Source organism: Micromonospora sp. A202 (genome assembly GCF_006715105.1).
Classification (GTDB): domain Bacteria; phylum Actinomycetota; class Actinomycetes; order Mycobacteriales; family Micromonosporaceae; genus Micromonospora; species Micromonospora zamorensis.
On the sequence record NZ_VFMP01000001.1, the window covers coordinates 5,421,119 to 5,434,104 of the forward strand.

Below are 12,986 nucleotides of genomic sequence, written 5' to 3' on the forward strand. Positions count from 1 at the left end.
GGGAGAACCAGATGGCTGAGCGCGGAGACGAGAGTCTGGTGCACACCCTCAAGAAGGTCGCCGCCGTGCTCAAGCAGTCCGAGATCCCGTTCGCCCTGGGCGGCAGCTTCGCCGTCTACGCCCACGGGGGCCACTCCAGCGAGCACGACGTCGACTTCCTGATCCGGGAGGTCGACGTGGAGAAGGCACTGGAGGCCCTGGTCGCCGCCGGGTTCGTCGCCGAGCGCCCCCCGGAGGACTGGCTGGTCAAGGTCTTCGACGACGGCCGGATGGTGGATCTGATCCACCGGCCGATCGAGACACCGGTGACGGAGGAGACGTTCGCCGACACGGTCATCCGGCCGGTGGACGCGATCCAGATGCCGGTCCTGTCCGCCTCCCAGCTGATGGTGCACAAACTGCTCAGCTTCTCCCAGCACTACTGCGACTTCGCCCGCGGCCTGCCGCTGGCCCGCTCCCTGCGGGAGCAGATCGACTGGGAACGGGTACGCAAGGAGACGGAGCACTCGCCGTACGCCGAGGCGTTCCTGGTGCTGCTGGACCGGCTGGAGGTGGTGCCGGCCGCCGGCACCCCGACCGGAGAGGGGACATCGTGACCCACCAACGCGACATTGGCGCCGGGCCACCGGACGAGTACGTCGAGGCGGAGATCCAACGGCTCCTCGCCGAGGACCCCGCCGTCGCCGAACAGGGGATCACCGTGGTGCGGCGGGAACGCGCCATCGTGCTCTACGGCGAGGTGGAGAGCCCACACCGGCGCGAGGAGATCCTGCGTCGGGTGTCCGAGCGCTTCCCGGACGTCCCGATCACGAGCGACATCGGGGTGATCCGCGTCGAGGCGCCCACGGAGATCGAGCAACTGCCCTGAGGGAGGTTCCATGGTGATCCGGATCGCCGCCGTGGGCGACGTACATCTGGACGAGGACGTGGTCGGCCGGTTCCGCCCCGCGTTGGAGGAGTTGCCGGAGTGCGCCGACGTGCTGCTGCTGGCCGGGGACCTGACCCGGCACGGCACCGAGGCCGAGGCGCGCTGCGTGGCGGAGGAGTTCGGTGGTTTGGCCGTGCCGGTGGTGACCGTGCTGGGCAACCACGACCACCAGTGTGACCAGGTGCCGCAGGTGGTGAAGGTCCTCGAGGACGCGGGCATCACCGTGCTGGAAGGCAACGGCGTCGTGCTGGACTGCGCGGGCGGTCGACTCGGCATCGCCGGCGTCAAGGGCTTCGGAGGCGGGTTCGCCGGGCGGTGCGCCAGCGACTTCGGCGAGCCGGAGATGAAGGCGTTCGTCCGGACCACCAACGAGAGCGCCGAGGCTCTCGGCACGGCGCTCCGTTCGCTGGACTGCGACATGCTGGTCGCGCTCACCCACTACTCCCCGGTGCCGGACACGCTGGCCGGTGAACCGTTGGAGATCTACCCGTTCCTCGGCTCGTACCAGTTGGGGCAGGCGATCGACTCGGCGCCCACGGCGCTGGCCCTGCACGGGCACGCGCACGCCGGCACCGAGCGCGGCACGACCCCCGGCGGCGTACGCGTCCGCAACGTCGCGCACCCGGTGATCAAGCAGGCGTACAGCGTCTTCCACGTCGGCGATCAACTCGACACCGACCAGGTTTCCCCGATCGGCCAGTCGGGTAGTCAGAGGTCATGGAGCTGATTCTCTGGATTCTCGCAGTCGTACTCGTGGTCGCCGGCATCCTCGCGCTGTTCCGCCGGCAGATCCTGTGGGGCATCGTCCTCATCGTTGTCGGGCTGTTGGTCGGCCCGGGTGGTGTCAGCATCTTCAATTAGCGTGCGTACCTCCTAAAAAACCGGGACCCGCCGGGGTCGCCGCGACCGGAGCTCCGTCCTCCCGACAGGAGCACCGGCCGGGGCGATCCCGGCGCTTTCTTGTGGGCGCTCCCACCCCCTGATGACGGTGCCGGATGTCTTGTGCGCCCTACCACCGGTTTGACCTGACGCTGGATGGAAATTATCTCGACCATGGAGACATCCCAGGACGCGTCGAGGACCTCCGGCCAGCGGCGGTGGTGGGCTCTCGTGGGCTTCGCGGCGGCCGTCTTCGTCGCGGCCGCGATCGGCGGTCTGGGGGTGCAGGGCACGACCGGCGAGTACGCGAGCCTCCAGCAGCCCAGCTGGGCACCGCCCTCATGGCTGTTCGGCCCGGTCTGGTCGCTGCTCTACGCACTGATCGCGGTGGCCGCCTGGCTGGTGTGGCAGCGGGTCGGCTTCGGCCCCGCCCTCTGGGCGTGGACCGCCCAACTGGTGCTCAACGCCATCTGGACCCCGCTGTTCTTCGGCGCGGGGCAGTATGGGCTGGCGTTCGCCGAGATCGTGGTGATGTGGTTGGCGATCGGGCTCACCGTGGTGCTGTTCGCCCGGGTGTCGCGGGTGGCGGCGGCGCTGCTGCTGCCCTACTGGGCCTGGGTCACCTTCGCCGCCGCCCTGAACCTGTCGATCTGGCAGCTGAACTCCTGACCTGACCGGTCCCCGACGGCGGCGCCCGTCGGGGACCGTTGCCGTCCCCAGGTCAGCAGCGGGGCACGCCGGGGATGTATCCGTCGGATCCGGTGTACACGTACGCGTCGGCGATGAACCGACCGCTGCCGATCCGGTCCCAGATCGAGCTGGTGCCGTACGTGCCGGTGACCGTGGTGCCGCTGGTCTGGCAGGCGATGGTCACCCGCGTGCCGTCGGCGACAGTGCCCACCGAGGCGTACCCGGTGCCGGGGCCGGAGCGGACGGTCAGCGCGGTGCCGCTGGTGTCGACAGTGCCGTTGCCGCCGCCCGAGGAGCACCCGTTGTTACTGGTGTAGGTCTTGGTGCCCCAGTACAGGGCGAGGGTGCCGTTGAAGCGCACCTTGATGTCGGCGCCGTCGAGGCGCTGCTCGTAGTGCAGGTGCGGGCCGGTCGACCCGCCGGTGGTGCCGACCCAGCCGAGCACCTTGCCGTAGCCGACCGTCTGCCCGACGGAGACGTTGAAGCCGTTGAGGTGGGCGTAGTAGGTGCTGTAACCGCCCCCGTGGTTGATCCGGACGTATTTGCCGTAGCTGGTGCCACCGAGGTCGGTCACGCGGTCGACGGTGCCGGGCGCGCTCGCCACCACCGGGTCGCCCTGATCGTCGGTGCGGTTGAAGTCGACGGCGTTCGCCGGGCTGTGACCCGATCGGGTCTGCCCGGACCAGGACTGGCCGCACGGGAACGGCACCTTGAAGGTCGGCGCGGCCAGCGCCGGGCTGGCCGGTGCCAGGACTCCTCCGACGAGCACACCCGCCACCAGCAGGCTGATCCACCGCTTTCGCATACAGCTCCTCCTATGTCGAAAACCTTCGATGGGGTGGCCCTAGCCTGACAGATATCGTCAATCTTCGAAAGAGTCGGAGATCCGCCCCGGGAGCGCGCCCACGAGGCAGCCCGCAGGTTTCCGGATTGTTACTCGCTCGTGTCTGACAGGGGGTGGACCGGACCGGATGCAAGCGCTTACATGTGTGCACGCCCAATCGGACCGGCGACGGGTCACCAGCACGACCGCGCCGGCTAGGAAGGAGGACGGCATGGCGGTCTTTACCAGACCACGCCAGGCCTTCGTGATCGCCGGCGTACTCGGGCTGGCGCTCAGCGCCACCGCCTGCGGTACCGGCGACGACAAGAAGAGCAACAACGCGGGCTCCTCGGAGTGCGCCGCATACGACAAGTACGAGGGCCACGACGGCAAGAAGGTCTCGATCTACGCGTCCATCCGTGACGCCGAGGCGGACCTGCTCGAGCGCTCCTGGTCGGACTTCACCAAGTGCACCGGCATCGAGATCGACTACGAGGGCAGCGGCGAGTTCGAGGCGCAGCTCCCGGTCCGGGTCGACGGCGGCAACGCCCCCGACATCGCCTTCGTGCCGCAGCCCGGCCTCGTGAAGCGTTTCGCGGACGCCGGCAAGCTGAAGTCCCTGAGCGCCGACACCAAGGCCCTCGCCGAGCAGAACATGCCGGCCGACTGGCTGAAGTACGGCACCGTCAACGGGACGCTCTACGGCGTGCCGCTCGGCGCCAACGTCAAGTCCTTCGTGTGGTACTCGCCGAAGACGTTCAAGGAGAAGGGCTGGGAGGTTCCGACCACCTGGGACCAGCTCATCGCCCTGAGCGACAAGATCGCCGCCAGTGGCATGAAGCCGTGGTGCGCGGGCGTCGAGTCCGGTGACGCCACCGGCTGGCCGGCCACCGACTGGATCGAAGACGTGATCCTGCGGACCCAGGGTCCCGAGGTCTACGACCAGTGGACCACCCACGGGATCCCGTTCAACGACCCGAAGATCGTCGACGCGGTCGACCGCGCCGGCACCATCCTCAAGAACGACAAGTACATGAACGGCGGCTTCGGCGGCGTCAAGAGCATCACCACCACCTCCTTCCAGGAGGCGGGCGTGCCGGTCACCAACGGCAAGTGCGCGATGCACCGGCAGGCGTCGTTCTACGCCAACCAGTTCCCCGAGGGCACCAAGGTGGCTGCGGACGGCGACGCGTTCGCCTTCTACTTCCCGGCCATCGACCCCGCCAAGGGCAAGCCGGTGCTGGGCGCGGGCGAGTTCGTCGTCGGCTACGCCGACCGTCCCGAGGTCCAGGCGGTGCAGACCTACCTGGCTTCGGCCGAGTACGTCAACAGCCGCGCGAAGCTCGGCAACTGGGTCACGGCGAACAACAAGCTGGACATCGCCAACGTGGCCAGCCCGATCGACAAGCTCTCCGTCCAGATCCTCCAGGACAAGAGCGGCACCTTCCGCTTCGACGGTTCCGACCTGATGCCGGCAGCCGTCGGCGCGGGAACGTTCTGGAAGGGCATGGTCGAGTGGCTGAACGGCAAGGCGACCGCCCCGGTGCTCCAGGGCATCGAGAGCAGCTGGCCTAAGTGATCCCGGCGGTGGCCCGGCCCGTGACCGCGGGCCGGGCCACCGACTGCGGTGGACCCGAGAGGGAGGGTTGATGGAGTTCGACTTCGCCGATCAGCAGCCGAAGCTCCTCATGCTGATGTACGGGCTGGTCGCCTTCGTCGTGGTGGTGGGCGGTCTGCTCCTGCTGCTCGACGTGGTGCCGGCCTGGTTCGCCCGGCGACGGGAGGCACAACTCGTCGCCGCCTCGGCGAGTGGAGCTCCACTCCCCCGCCGAACCAAGCCGCGGGAGGGGATCTTCGCGCTCTTCTTCCTGCTGCCGACGCTGCTGCTGCTCACCATCGGCCTGGTCGTGCCGGCCATCCGCACCACGGTGCTCTCCCTGATGAACAGGGACAGCACCGAGTGGGTGGGGTTGGACAACTTCGGCTGGATGTTCTCCGACGACGCGATCGTCCGGGTCCTGATCAACACCCTGATCTGGGTGCTCCTGGTCCCCCTGGTGGCAACCGGGTTCGGCCTGATCTACGCCGTACTCGTGGACAAGGCCCGGTTCGAGTCCGTGGCCAAGTCACTGATCTTCCTGCCGATGGCCATCTCCTTCGTGGGCGCCAGCATCATCTGGAAGTTCGTCTACGCCTACCGTGGTGAGGGCGACCAGATCGGCCTGCTCAACCAGATCGTGGTCAGCCTCGGCGGCGAGCCCAAGCAGTGGCTGCTCGAATCGCCCCTGAACACGCTGCTGCTGATCGTCATCATGATCTGGATCCAGGCCGGTTTCGCCATGGTGGTGCTCTCCGCCGCGATCAAGGCGATCCCCGGCGACATCGTCGAAGCCGCCCGGCTCGACGGGGTCAGCCCGTGGCAGATGTTCTGGCAGATCACCATGCCGAGCATCCGACCGGCGCTGATCGTCGTGATGGTGACCCTCACGATCGCCACGCTCAAGGTCTTCGACATCGTCCGGACCTCGACGAACGGCAACTACGACACCAGCGTGATCGCCAACGAGATGTACAACCAGGCGTTCCGGTACAGCGAGAACGGGCGGGGTTCCGCGCTCGCGGTCTTCCTCTTCATCCTGGTCATCCCGGTCGTGATCTACCAGATCCGTAACCTCCGTCAACAGCGGGAGGGCTGAGATGACCACCGCAACGCCAACTGTCGCCGCTGGCACCCAGAACACCGACGGCACCCCGACCACCACTGCCGGACGGGTCCGCAAGCGGCTGAACAGCCGCACCGCCACCCTCGTCTCAGTCATCATCGCGGTGGCCTGGACCATTCCGACCTTCGGCCTGCTCGTCTCCTCGCTCCGACCGGAAGACGAGATCAAGACCACCGGCTGGTGGACGGCCTTCACCAACCCGCAGTTCACGTTCGAGAACTACCAGCAGGTCCTGTTCGGGCGGTCGTCGTCCTCCGGGCAGCTCGCCGGGTCCTTCATCAACTCCCTGGCGATCACCATCCCGTCGGTGCTCTTCCCGCTCGCCTTCGCCTGCCTGGCCGCGTACGCGCTGGCCTGGATCAACTTCCGCGGCCGGGACTGGGTCTACATCGCGATCTTCGCGTTGCAGATCGTGCCGCTGCAGATGGCCCTGGTGCCGCTGCTGAGGTTCTTCTCCACCGGGGTCAGCCTCGGCGGCGTCACCCTGATGCCGGCCTGGGACCTGGTCGACGAGCAGAAGTTCGCCCAGGTGTGGTTCGCGCACACCTGCTTCGCGCTTCCGTTCGCCGTCTTCCTGCTGCACAACTTCATCTCGCAACTGCCGGGTGACCTGATGGAGGCGGCCCGCGTCGACGGGGCCACCCACCCGAAGATCTTCCGCACCATCGTGCTGCCGCTGATCACCCCGGCACTCGCGGCGTTCGGTATCTTCCAGTTCCTCTGGGTCTGGAACGACCTGCTGGTCGCGCTGATCTTCGCCGGCGGCGGCAACGAGACCGCCCCGCTCACCGTCCGGCTCGCCGAGATGGCCGGCACCCGGGGCAACGAGTGGCAGCGCCTCACCGCCGGCGCGTTCGTCAGCATCGTCGTACCGCTCATTGTTTTCCTGTCCCTGCAGCGCTTCTTCGTGCGAGGTCTGCTCGCCGGCAGCGTCAAGGGCTGACCCGCTTGCCCGCCGCCGCCTGGCCCCTCGGGCGGCGGCGGGCGCTCCGGGCACCGAGCGGGGGAACCGTGACGAGGATTGATGATGTGGCCCGGCTGGCCGGAGTGTCCACGGCCACCGTCTCGCGGGCCCTGCGCGGGTTGCCGACGGTCTCGGCCGCCACCCGACGCCGGGTGCTCGCCGCCGCCGAGCAGCTCGACTACGAGGTCTCACCGAGCGCGTCCCGGCTGGCCGGGGGCCGGACCGGCACGGTCGCGGTGGTGGTCCCCCGAATCACCCGCTGGTTCTTCAGCACCATCGTCGAGGCGGTCGAGGAATACCTCCACGAGTCCGGCTACGACCTGCTGCTCTACAACCTGGGCGGCCGGGAGCAGGTCCGCCAGCGGGTCCTGCGTACGGCCAACCTGCACAAGCGGGTCGACGCCATCATGCTGGTCGCCACGCCACTGCGGCCGGCCGATATGACCGCGCTGGCCGCCCTGGAACTCCCCGGGGTGACCATCAGCTCGGGAAGCAGGGTGCCCAACTGGCCCTGCGTCCGCATCGACGACGTGGCCGCCGCCCGGGCCGCCACCCGGCACCTGCTCGACCTCGGGCACCACCGCATCGCGCACATCTCCGGTGACCCGGACGACGAGCTGGCCTTCACCACCCACCTCGACCGCCGCCGGGGCTACCAGGCGGCACTGCGCGCCGCCGGTCTGCGGCTCGACCCGACCCTGGACGTCGAATCCACGTTCACCATCGACGGCGGCACCCGGGCCACCGAGGAGCTGCTGGCCCGCGGCGAGCCGCCGACCGCGATCGTCGCCGCCTGCGACGAGATGGCGATGGGCGCGATGACCGCGCTGCGCGACGCCGGACTGCGGGTGCCGCAGGACGTCAGCGTCATCGGCATCGACGACCACGACCTGGCCGGCGTGCTCGGGCTCAGCACCATCGCTCAACCCGCCGCCGAGCAGGGCAGACTGGCCGCACGGATGTTGCTCGACCCGCTCGAAGCCCGACCTCCGGGCCCCCTCGTGGGTCACCAGGGCACCGACGGCGCCACGCCGGTGATCCTGCCCACTCGGCTGGTGGTCCGGGACTCGACCGCACCACCCCGGGCACACTGAAGAACTTCAACCATCGCCGCCGGCCGGCGGCTGGCGGCGACGCGGCCGGCAGGAGCACCGCCGGCAGTCCACCCACAGCTCGACACGGGAGAAGACCCTGAACACCGATCCGACGCAGCAGACCCCCTCCGGTCACCCGGTCACCGGCTGGTGGACCGAGGCGACCATCTACCAGATCTATCCCCGCTCGTTCGCCGACTCGGACGGGGACGGCATCGGTGACCTACCCGGCATCACCGCCCGCCTCGACCACCTCGTCGAGCTGGGCGTGGACGCGGTGTGGCTCTCCCCGTTCTACCCGTCGCCGCAGGCCGACGCCGGCTACGACGTGGCCGACTACCGCGACATCGACCCGCTGTTCGGCACCCTCGCCGACGCGGACAAGCTGATCGCCGAGGCCCGGTCCCGCAGCCTGCGGGTGATCGTGGACCTGGTGCCGAACCACACCTCGTCCGCGCACCGCTGGTTCCAGGCCGCCCTGCCCGCCGCGCCCGGCAGCCCGGAGCGGGCCCGGTACATCTTCCGGGACGGCCTCGGCCCGACCGGTGACCAGCCGCCGAACGACTGGCAGAGCGTCTTCGGCGGCCCGGCCTGGACCCGGACGGTCGACCCGGACGGCAAACCCGGCCAGTGGTACCTGCACCTGTTCGACACCGGCCAGCCGGACCTCAACTGGGACAACCCGGAGGTCCACGCGGAGTTCCTGGACGTCCTGCGGTTCTGGCTGGACCGCGGGGTGGACGGCTTCCGGGTCGACGTGGCACACGGCCTGATCAAGCAGGCCGACCTGGCCGACTGGCAGGAGCCGCAGGAGATTCTCTCCGGCAACGAGATCGACAAGCCGCGCCCGCCGATGTGGGACCAGGACGGCGTGCACGAGATCTACCGGCAGTGGCGGCAGGTCCTGGACAGCTACCCGGGCGAGCCGGTGCTCGTCGCCGAGGCGTGGGTGGAGCCGGCCGAGCGGCTGGCCCGCTACGTCCGCCCGGACGAGATGCACCAGGCGTTCAACTTCGAGTACCTGCTGGCCGCGTGGACCGCACCGGCCCAGTACGCGGTGATCACCCGCTCGTTGGAGGCAACCGACTCGGTCGGCGCGCCGACCACCTGGGTGCTGTCCAACCACGACGTGGTGCGGCATGCCTCCCGGCTCGGCCTGCCGGTGGGCGGCGGCCGGCCCAACGGCATCGGCATCGGCGACCCGCAGCCGGACGCGGCCCTCGGCCTGCGCCGGGCCCGGGCAGCCACCCTGCTGATGCTCGCCCTGCCCGGCTCGGCGTACCTCTACCAGGGCGAGGAGCTGGGGCTCCCCGAGCACACCACGCTGCCCGACGAGGCCCGGCAGGACCCGACCTGGGAGCGCAGCGGGCACACCCAGCGTGGCCGGGACGGCTGCCGGGTGCCGATTCCGTGGGAGGCCGACGCCCCGTCGTACGGTTTCGGGCCCACCGACGCGAGCTGGCTGCCGCAGCCCGCGCTCTGGGCGGAGTACGCCCTGGACCGCCAGCGCGAGGTGCCCGGCTCCACGTACGAGCTGTACCGCGCGGCGCTGCGGCTGCGCCGCGAGCACGGGCTGGGTCGCGGCACCCTGAAGTGGGTGTCCTCGGGCGACGAGACGCTGACCTTCCGCAACGGTGAGCTGACCGTGCTGACCAACTTCGGTGCGGCCCCGGTGCCGCTGCCGACCGGTGCCGAGGTGCTAGCCACCAGCGCACCCCTGAACGACGACAACGCGGTCCCGACCGACGTGACGGTCTGGCTGCGCTGACCCTGACCCCAGTCCGTGAGGGGCCAACATCAGGGATGTTGGCCCCTCACGCTCGACTGAGGCAGCACTTTCGGAGATGTTGCGCGGATCAGGGCGGGCGTGCGGGCGGGGCGGGCGGTGGGGGCGGCGCACGCGGCTCAGAGGCGGTCGGCGCGGGTGTGCAGCAGGTCGTGCACGTTGTCGATGTCCTCGGGTGAGGTCCGCGAGGCGAGCCAGTACATGACACCGGTGGGGATGAAGAAGAGCTGGAACGCGGCCAGCCCGACGGCAAAGTTCAACGGCGGCGGGAAAGCCGCTCGCAGCCCCTGGAACGCCACCCCGACCAGCCCGTTGCCGGCCGCGCGACCAACCCCGTTGACCAGGTTGCCCAGGCTGTAGACCGTCCCCCGGTGCTCGGGTGGGTTGACGTCGGCGATCAGCGCGAACCAGTTCGGCGAGTTGGCCGAGGTCAGCGCGAGCGCGACGATCGCGGTGAGCAGGCTCAGCCCCACCGACGGCTCGGTGAAGACGCTGGCCAGTACCGCGCCGATGACCGCGCCGCCACTCGCGCCGTCCGGCACGTCGATGGTCACCGGGACGAAGAACAACACCAGGTAGAACGGCAGCGCCGCGAGGATGCCGACCGCGGCGACCAGGGCCCGCCCTCTCGGCGTACGCCGCTGCGCCGCGTCACCGATCAGGCCGCCCACGATGGAGAGCACTCCGCCGAGCTGGAACAGTGTGGCGAAGACGCTGCCCACCACCACAGCTGTCGACGTCGAATATCCCTGGGCCTCGGCCCGTTCGGCGAAGAGCACCGGCAGCCAGACCAGCGAGCCGAAGGCGGCCTGCGCGGTCAGGCCCTGCAGGATCAGCCACCGGTTGGTCCGTCGGGCCAGGATGCGCGGTAGGTCGGCGCGGCTGATCCGATAGTCGTACTCGGCGCCGGCGTCCAGTCTCCCGGCCAGTTCCGGCTCGCTCTGGCCACGGCGGACGTCGTACGTGAACAGGTACGCGAGGGTGGCGGCCAGGCCGACGCCGGTCAGGAGCAGGAACGGTCGCCGCCAGTCAGCCGCCCCGAGCAGCCCGCCGACGAGCGTGCCGGCCAGGGTCCCGATCCCCTGGGACAGCCCCCAGAAGCTCATCACCAACCCGCGCCGGGTCGGTGAGATCAGGTCGGTGACCACCGAGAAGCCGACCGAGCCGACCGCACCGAGGCCGACCGCCGCGACCAGTTGTGCGGCGAGGAACGTGAAATAGCCGCCGGCGAGCGCGCTGCCGCCGGTGCCCGCCGCCCAGAGCAGCGTGCCCACCATGAGCAGCGGCTTGCGGTTGGTCCGGTCGCCGACGTACGCCCAGCCGACCGCCGCCACGGCGCTGACCAGGAAGCTGACCGCGGTGACCAGACCGAGCAGCCGCCCCGACACGGCGAACGCGTCGGAGATCGGGCCGTACAGCGGCGGCACCAGCCCGATCGCCACGTTGTCCAGGGAGGCGAGCAGCACGAACACCACGACGCTGTACAGCCGGTGTGCCGGGCCACCGCCCCGGCCAGGCGGGCGGGGGCCGGACTGCGCCCGCCCCTGGCCGGGCCCGCCACTGGTCACCGTCATGACCGGCAGCCAACCAGACTCCGTCGAGCAGGTCGTCACGCGGGTGGGTGCCGGTCACCGTCGACCGGCACCCACCCACGTCGATCCCGACGGTCAGCGCCGGTCGAGAACCAGTCCGCGAGCCGCGGCGTACTGCTCACGCACCGCGGGGACGGGCTCGGCGGCGTACTCCTCAGTGCCCTCGACCGCCCAGACCGGCGGCGTGGGACCGCCCAGGGCGACCCAGGCGGCCTGCCGGGCGGCGCCGTCGGCGACGTACTCCCCGGCGGGCGGGACGACGACCGGGCAGCCGAAGACCTGCGGCGCGATCCGACGGACCGCGGCCGACCTGGCTCCACCGCCGACCAGGATGACCCGGCGGGCGGTGGCACCCTGCGCGGTCAGCGCGTCCAGGCCGTCGGCGAGGGCGCAGAGCATGCCCTCCACGGCGGCCCGGGCCAGGTGCGCGGGGGTCGACGTGCGCAGGGTCAGGCCGTGCACAGCGCCGGTGGCGAGCGGACGGTTCGGCGTTCGCTCACCCTCCAGGTAGGGCACCATGACCAGCCCGTCCGCGCCGGCTGGCGCGGAAAGCGCCAGCTCGGCCAGCTCGGCCAGGCTGACCCCGAGCATCGCGGCGGCGGCGTCCAGCACCCGGGCCGCGTTGAGCGTGGCGACCAGCGGCAGAAAGCGACCGGACGCGTCGGCGAAGCCCGCCACCGCACCGCTCTCGTCGGCGGCCGGCACGTCGGCGACGCTGAACACGGTGCCGGAGGTGCCGATCGAAACGATCACGTCACCGGGCCCCGCGCCGACGCCGAGCGCGGCGGCTGCGTTGTCCCCGGTGCCCGCGCCGAGCAGCGCGCCGCCCGGCCCACCCAGCACGTCGGACAGCTTTCCCGCCGACTCCGCCGGACCGAGCACCTCGGGCAGCACCAACCGCCGGCCGAAGCCCCGCTCCAGCAGGTCCAGTCGGTATTGCCCGGTGGCCGGCGACCAGTAGCTGGTGCCGCTGGCGTCACCCCGGTCTGTACGCAGCGCGTCCAGCCCCGGTGCGCCGGCCAGCCGCCAGGTCAGCCAGTCGTGCGGCAGGCAGACGGCCGCCACCTGGGCTGCCCGCTCCGGCTCGTGTGTGGCCAGCCAGCGCAGCTTGGTGAGGGTGAAGCTGGCCACCGGCACGCTTCCGGTGGCCTCGGCCCAGAACCGACGCCCGACCGCGCCGCCGCCGGCCTCCTCGACGAGGTCGGCGGCGGCGTCGGCGGATCGGGTGTCGTTCCACAGCAGCGCCGGGCGGACCACCCGGCCGTCCTCGTCGAGGCACACCATGCCGTGCTGCTGGCCGGCGACCGAGATCGCGGCCACGTCGGCCAGCCCACCGGCCTGGTCGGCGGCACTACGCAGTGCCTGCCACCAGGCTTCCGGGTCGACCTCGGTGCCATCCGGGTGCGGCGCCCGGCCCTGCCGGAGCAGGGCACCGGTCTCCGCGTCCCGGATGACCACCTTGCAGGACTGGGTGGACGAGTCGACGCCTGCGACCAACGGCATGGCG

At 70.5% G+C, this 12,986-nt stretch carries 13 protein-coding genes; 10 read left to right on the forward strand and 3 right to left on the reverse strand.

Features of this window, described 5'->3' with window-relative positions:
• The first annotated feature begins 11 nt into the window (after window positions 1–11).
• From FBZ33_RS25055 to FBZ33_RS25070, 5 genes are all read left to right on the forward strand, one after another.
• Entirely contained in the window at window positions 12–596 is a 585-nt protein-coding gene (locus tag FBZ33_RS25055; protein WP_088949846.1) for a nucleotidyltransferase, read from the forward strand.
• The gene (locus FBZ33_RS25060; protein ID WP_088949847.1) at window positions 593–868 is read left to right on the forward strand and encodes a hypothetical protein; all 276 of its coding nucleotides are present in this window, start codon (window positions 593–595) and stop codon (window positions 866–868) included. Before FBZ33_RS25055 ends, FBZ33_RS25060 begins: the two co-directional genes overlap by 4 nt.
• Before the next feature lie 10 nt (window positions 869–878).
• Entirely contained in the window at window positions 879–1,655 is a 777-nt protein-coding gene (locus FBZ33_RS25065) for a metallophosphoesterase (protein WP_088949848.1), read from the forward strand.
• Window positions 1,646–1,789: a GPGG-motif small membrane protein gene (locus FBZ33_RS32945; protein WP_007464364.1), complete on the forward strand. Its 144-nt coding sequence runs from the start codon at window positions 1,646–1,648 to the stop codon at window positions 1,787–1,789. Before FBZ33_RS25065 ends, FBZ33_RS32945 begins: the two co-directional genes overlap by 10 nt.
• A gap of 192 nt (window positions 1,790–1,981) precedes the next feature.
• The gene (locus FBZ33_RS25070; protein ID WP_141910891.1) at window positions 1,982–2,476 is read left to right on the forward strand and encodes a TspO/MBR family protein; all 495 of its coding nucleotides are present in this window, start codon (window positions 1,982–1,984) and stop codon (window positions 2,474–2,476) included.
• 52 nt (window positions 2,477–2,528) lie between these two features.
• On the opposite strand, the gene FBZ33_RS25075 is transcribed toward FBZ33_RS25070, so the two are convergent.
• Entirely contained in the window at window positions 2,529–3,302 is a 774-nt protein-coding gene (locus FBZ33_RS25075; RefSeq protein ID WP_141910892.1) for a M23 family metallopeptidase, read from the reverse strand.
• Window positions 3,303–3,552: 250 nt separating this feature from the next.
• On the opposite strand from FBZ33_RS25075, the gene FBZ33_RS25080 reads away from it, so the two are divergent.
• The 5 genes from FBZ33_RS25080 (at window position 3,553) to FBZ33_RS25100 (ending at window position 9,869) form a co-directional block, all read left to right on the forward strand.
• Window positions 3,553–4,899 (forward strand): ABC transporter substrate-binding protein, encoded by a 1,347-nt coding sequence (locus tag FBZ33_RS25080; protein ID WP_141910893.1) that lies wholly within the window; start codon window positions 3,553–3,555, stop codon window positions 4,897–4,899.
• A 70-nt stretch (window positions 4,900–4,969) separates the two neighbouring features.
• Window positions 4,970–6,016, forward strand: a complete 1,047-nt coding sequence (locus tag FBZ33_RS25085) for a carbohydrate ABC transporter permease (RefSeq protein WP_141910894.1) — start codon at window positions 4,970–4,972, stop codon at window positions 6,014–6,016.
• 1 nt (window position 6,017) lies between these two features.
• The gene (locus FBZ33_RS25090) at window positions 6,018–6,986 is read left to right on the forward strand and encodes a carbohydrate ABC transporter permease (RefSeq protein ID WP_141910895.1); all 969 of its coding nucleotides are present in this window, start codon (window positions 6,018–6,020) and stop codon (window positions 6,984–6,986) included.
• A gap of 68 nt (window positions 6,987–7,054) precedes the next feature.
• Window positions 7,055–8,101: a LacI family DNA-binding transcriptional regulator gene (locus FBZ33_RS25095; protein WP_141910896.1), complete on the forward strand. Its 1,047-nt coding sequence runs from the start codon at window positions 7,055–7,057 to the stop codon at window positions 8,099–8,101.
• Between the two features lie 97 nt (window positions 8,102–8,198).
• Window positions 8,199–9,869 carry a glycoside hydrolase family 13 protein gene (locus tag FBZ33_RS25100; RefSeq protein WP_141910897.1) on the forward strand — a complete coding sequence of 557 codons (1,671 nt, stop codon included), beginning with the start codon at window positions 8,199–8,201 and terminating at the stop codon, window positions 9,867–9,869.
• Between the two features lie 137 nt (window positions 9,870–10,006).
• On the opposite strand, the gene FBZ33_RS25105 is transcribed toward FBZ33_RS25100, so the two are convergent.
• Window positions 10,007–11,461 (reverse strand): MFS transporter, encoded by a 1,455-nt coding sequence (locus FBZ33_RS25105; RefSeq protein WP_255509040.1) that lies wholly within the window; start codon window positions 11,459–11,461, stop codon window positions 10,007–10,009.
• 93 nt (window positions 11,462–11,554) lie between these two features.
• The gene (xylB, locus tag FBZ33_RS25110; protein WP_141910898.1) at window positions 11,555–12,982 is read right to left on the reverse strand and encodes a xylulokinase; all 1,428 of its coding nucleotides are present in this window, start codon (window positions 12,980–12,982) and stop codon (window positions 11,555–11,557) included.
• Window positions 12,983–12,986 lie beyond the last annotated feature (4 nt).

Excerpts from the sequence above, each read along its gene's own strand:
- FBZ33_RS25055 (WP_088949846.1), top strand. The coding sequence starts at position 12 with ATGGCTGAGCGCGGAGACGAGAGTCTGGTGCACACCCTCAAGAAGGTC.
- FBZ33_RS25065 (WP_088949848.1), top strand. The coding sequence starts at position 879 with ATGGTGATCCGGATCGCCGCCGTGGGCGACGTACATCTGGACGAGGAC.
- FBZ33_RS32945 (WP_007464364.1), top strand. The coding sequence starts at position 1,646 with ATGGAGCTGATTCTCTGGATTCTCGCAGTCGTACTCGTGGTCGCCGGC.
- FBZ33_RS25070 (WP_141910891.1), top strand. The coding sequence starts at position 1,982 with ATGGAGACATCCCAGGACGCGTCGAGGACCTCCGGCCAGCGGCGGTGG.
- FBZ33_RS25075 (WP_141910892.1), bottom strand. The coding sequence starts at position 3,302 with ATGCGAAAGCGGTGGATCAGCCTGCTGGTGGCGGGTGTGCTCGTCGGA.
- FBZ33_RS25080 (WP_141910893.1), top strand. The coding sequence starts at position 3,553 with ATGGCGGTCTTTACCAGACCACGCCAGGCCTTCGTGATCGCCGGCGTA.
- FBZ33_RS25085 (WP_141910894.1), top strand. The coding sequence starts at position 4,970 with ATGGAGTTCGACTTCGCCGATCAGCAGCCGAAGCTCCTCATGCTGATG.
- FBZ33_RS25090 (WP_141910895.1), top strand. The coding sequence starts at position 6,018 with ATGACCACCGCAACGCCAACTGTCGCCGCTGGCACCCAGAACACCGAC.
- FBZ33_RS25105 (WP_255509040.1), bottom strand. The coding sequence starts at position 11,461 with ATGACGGTGACCAGTGGCGGGCCCGGCCAGGGGCGGGCGCAGTCCGGC.
- xylB (WP_141910898.1), bottom strand. The coding sequence starts at position 12,982 with ATGCCGTTGGTCGCAGGCGTCGACTCGTCCACCCAGTCCTGCAAGGTG.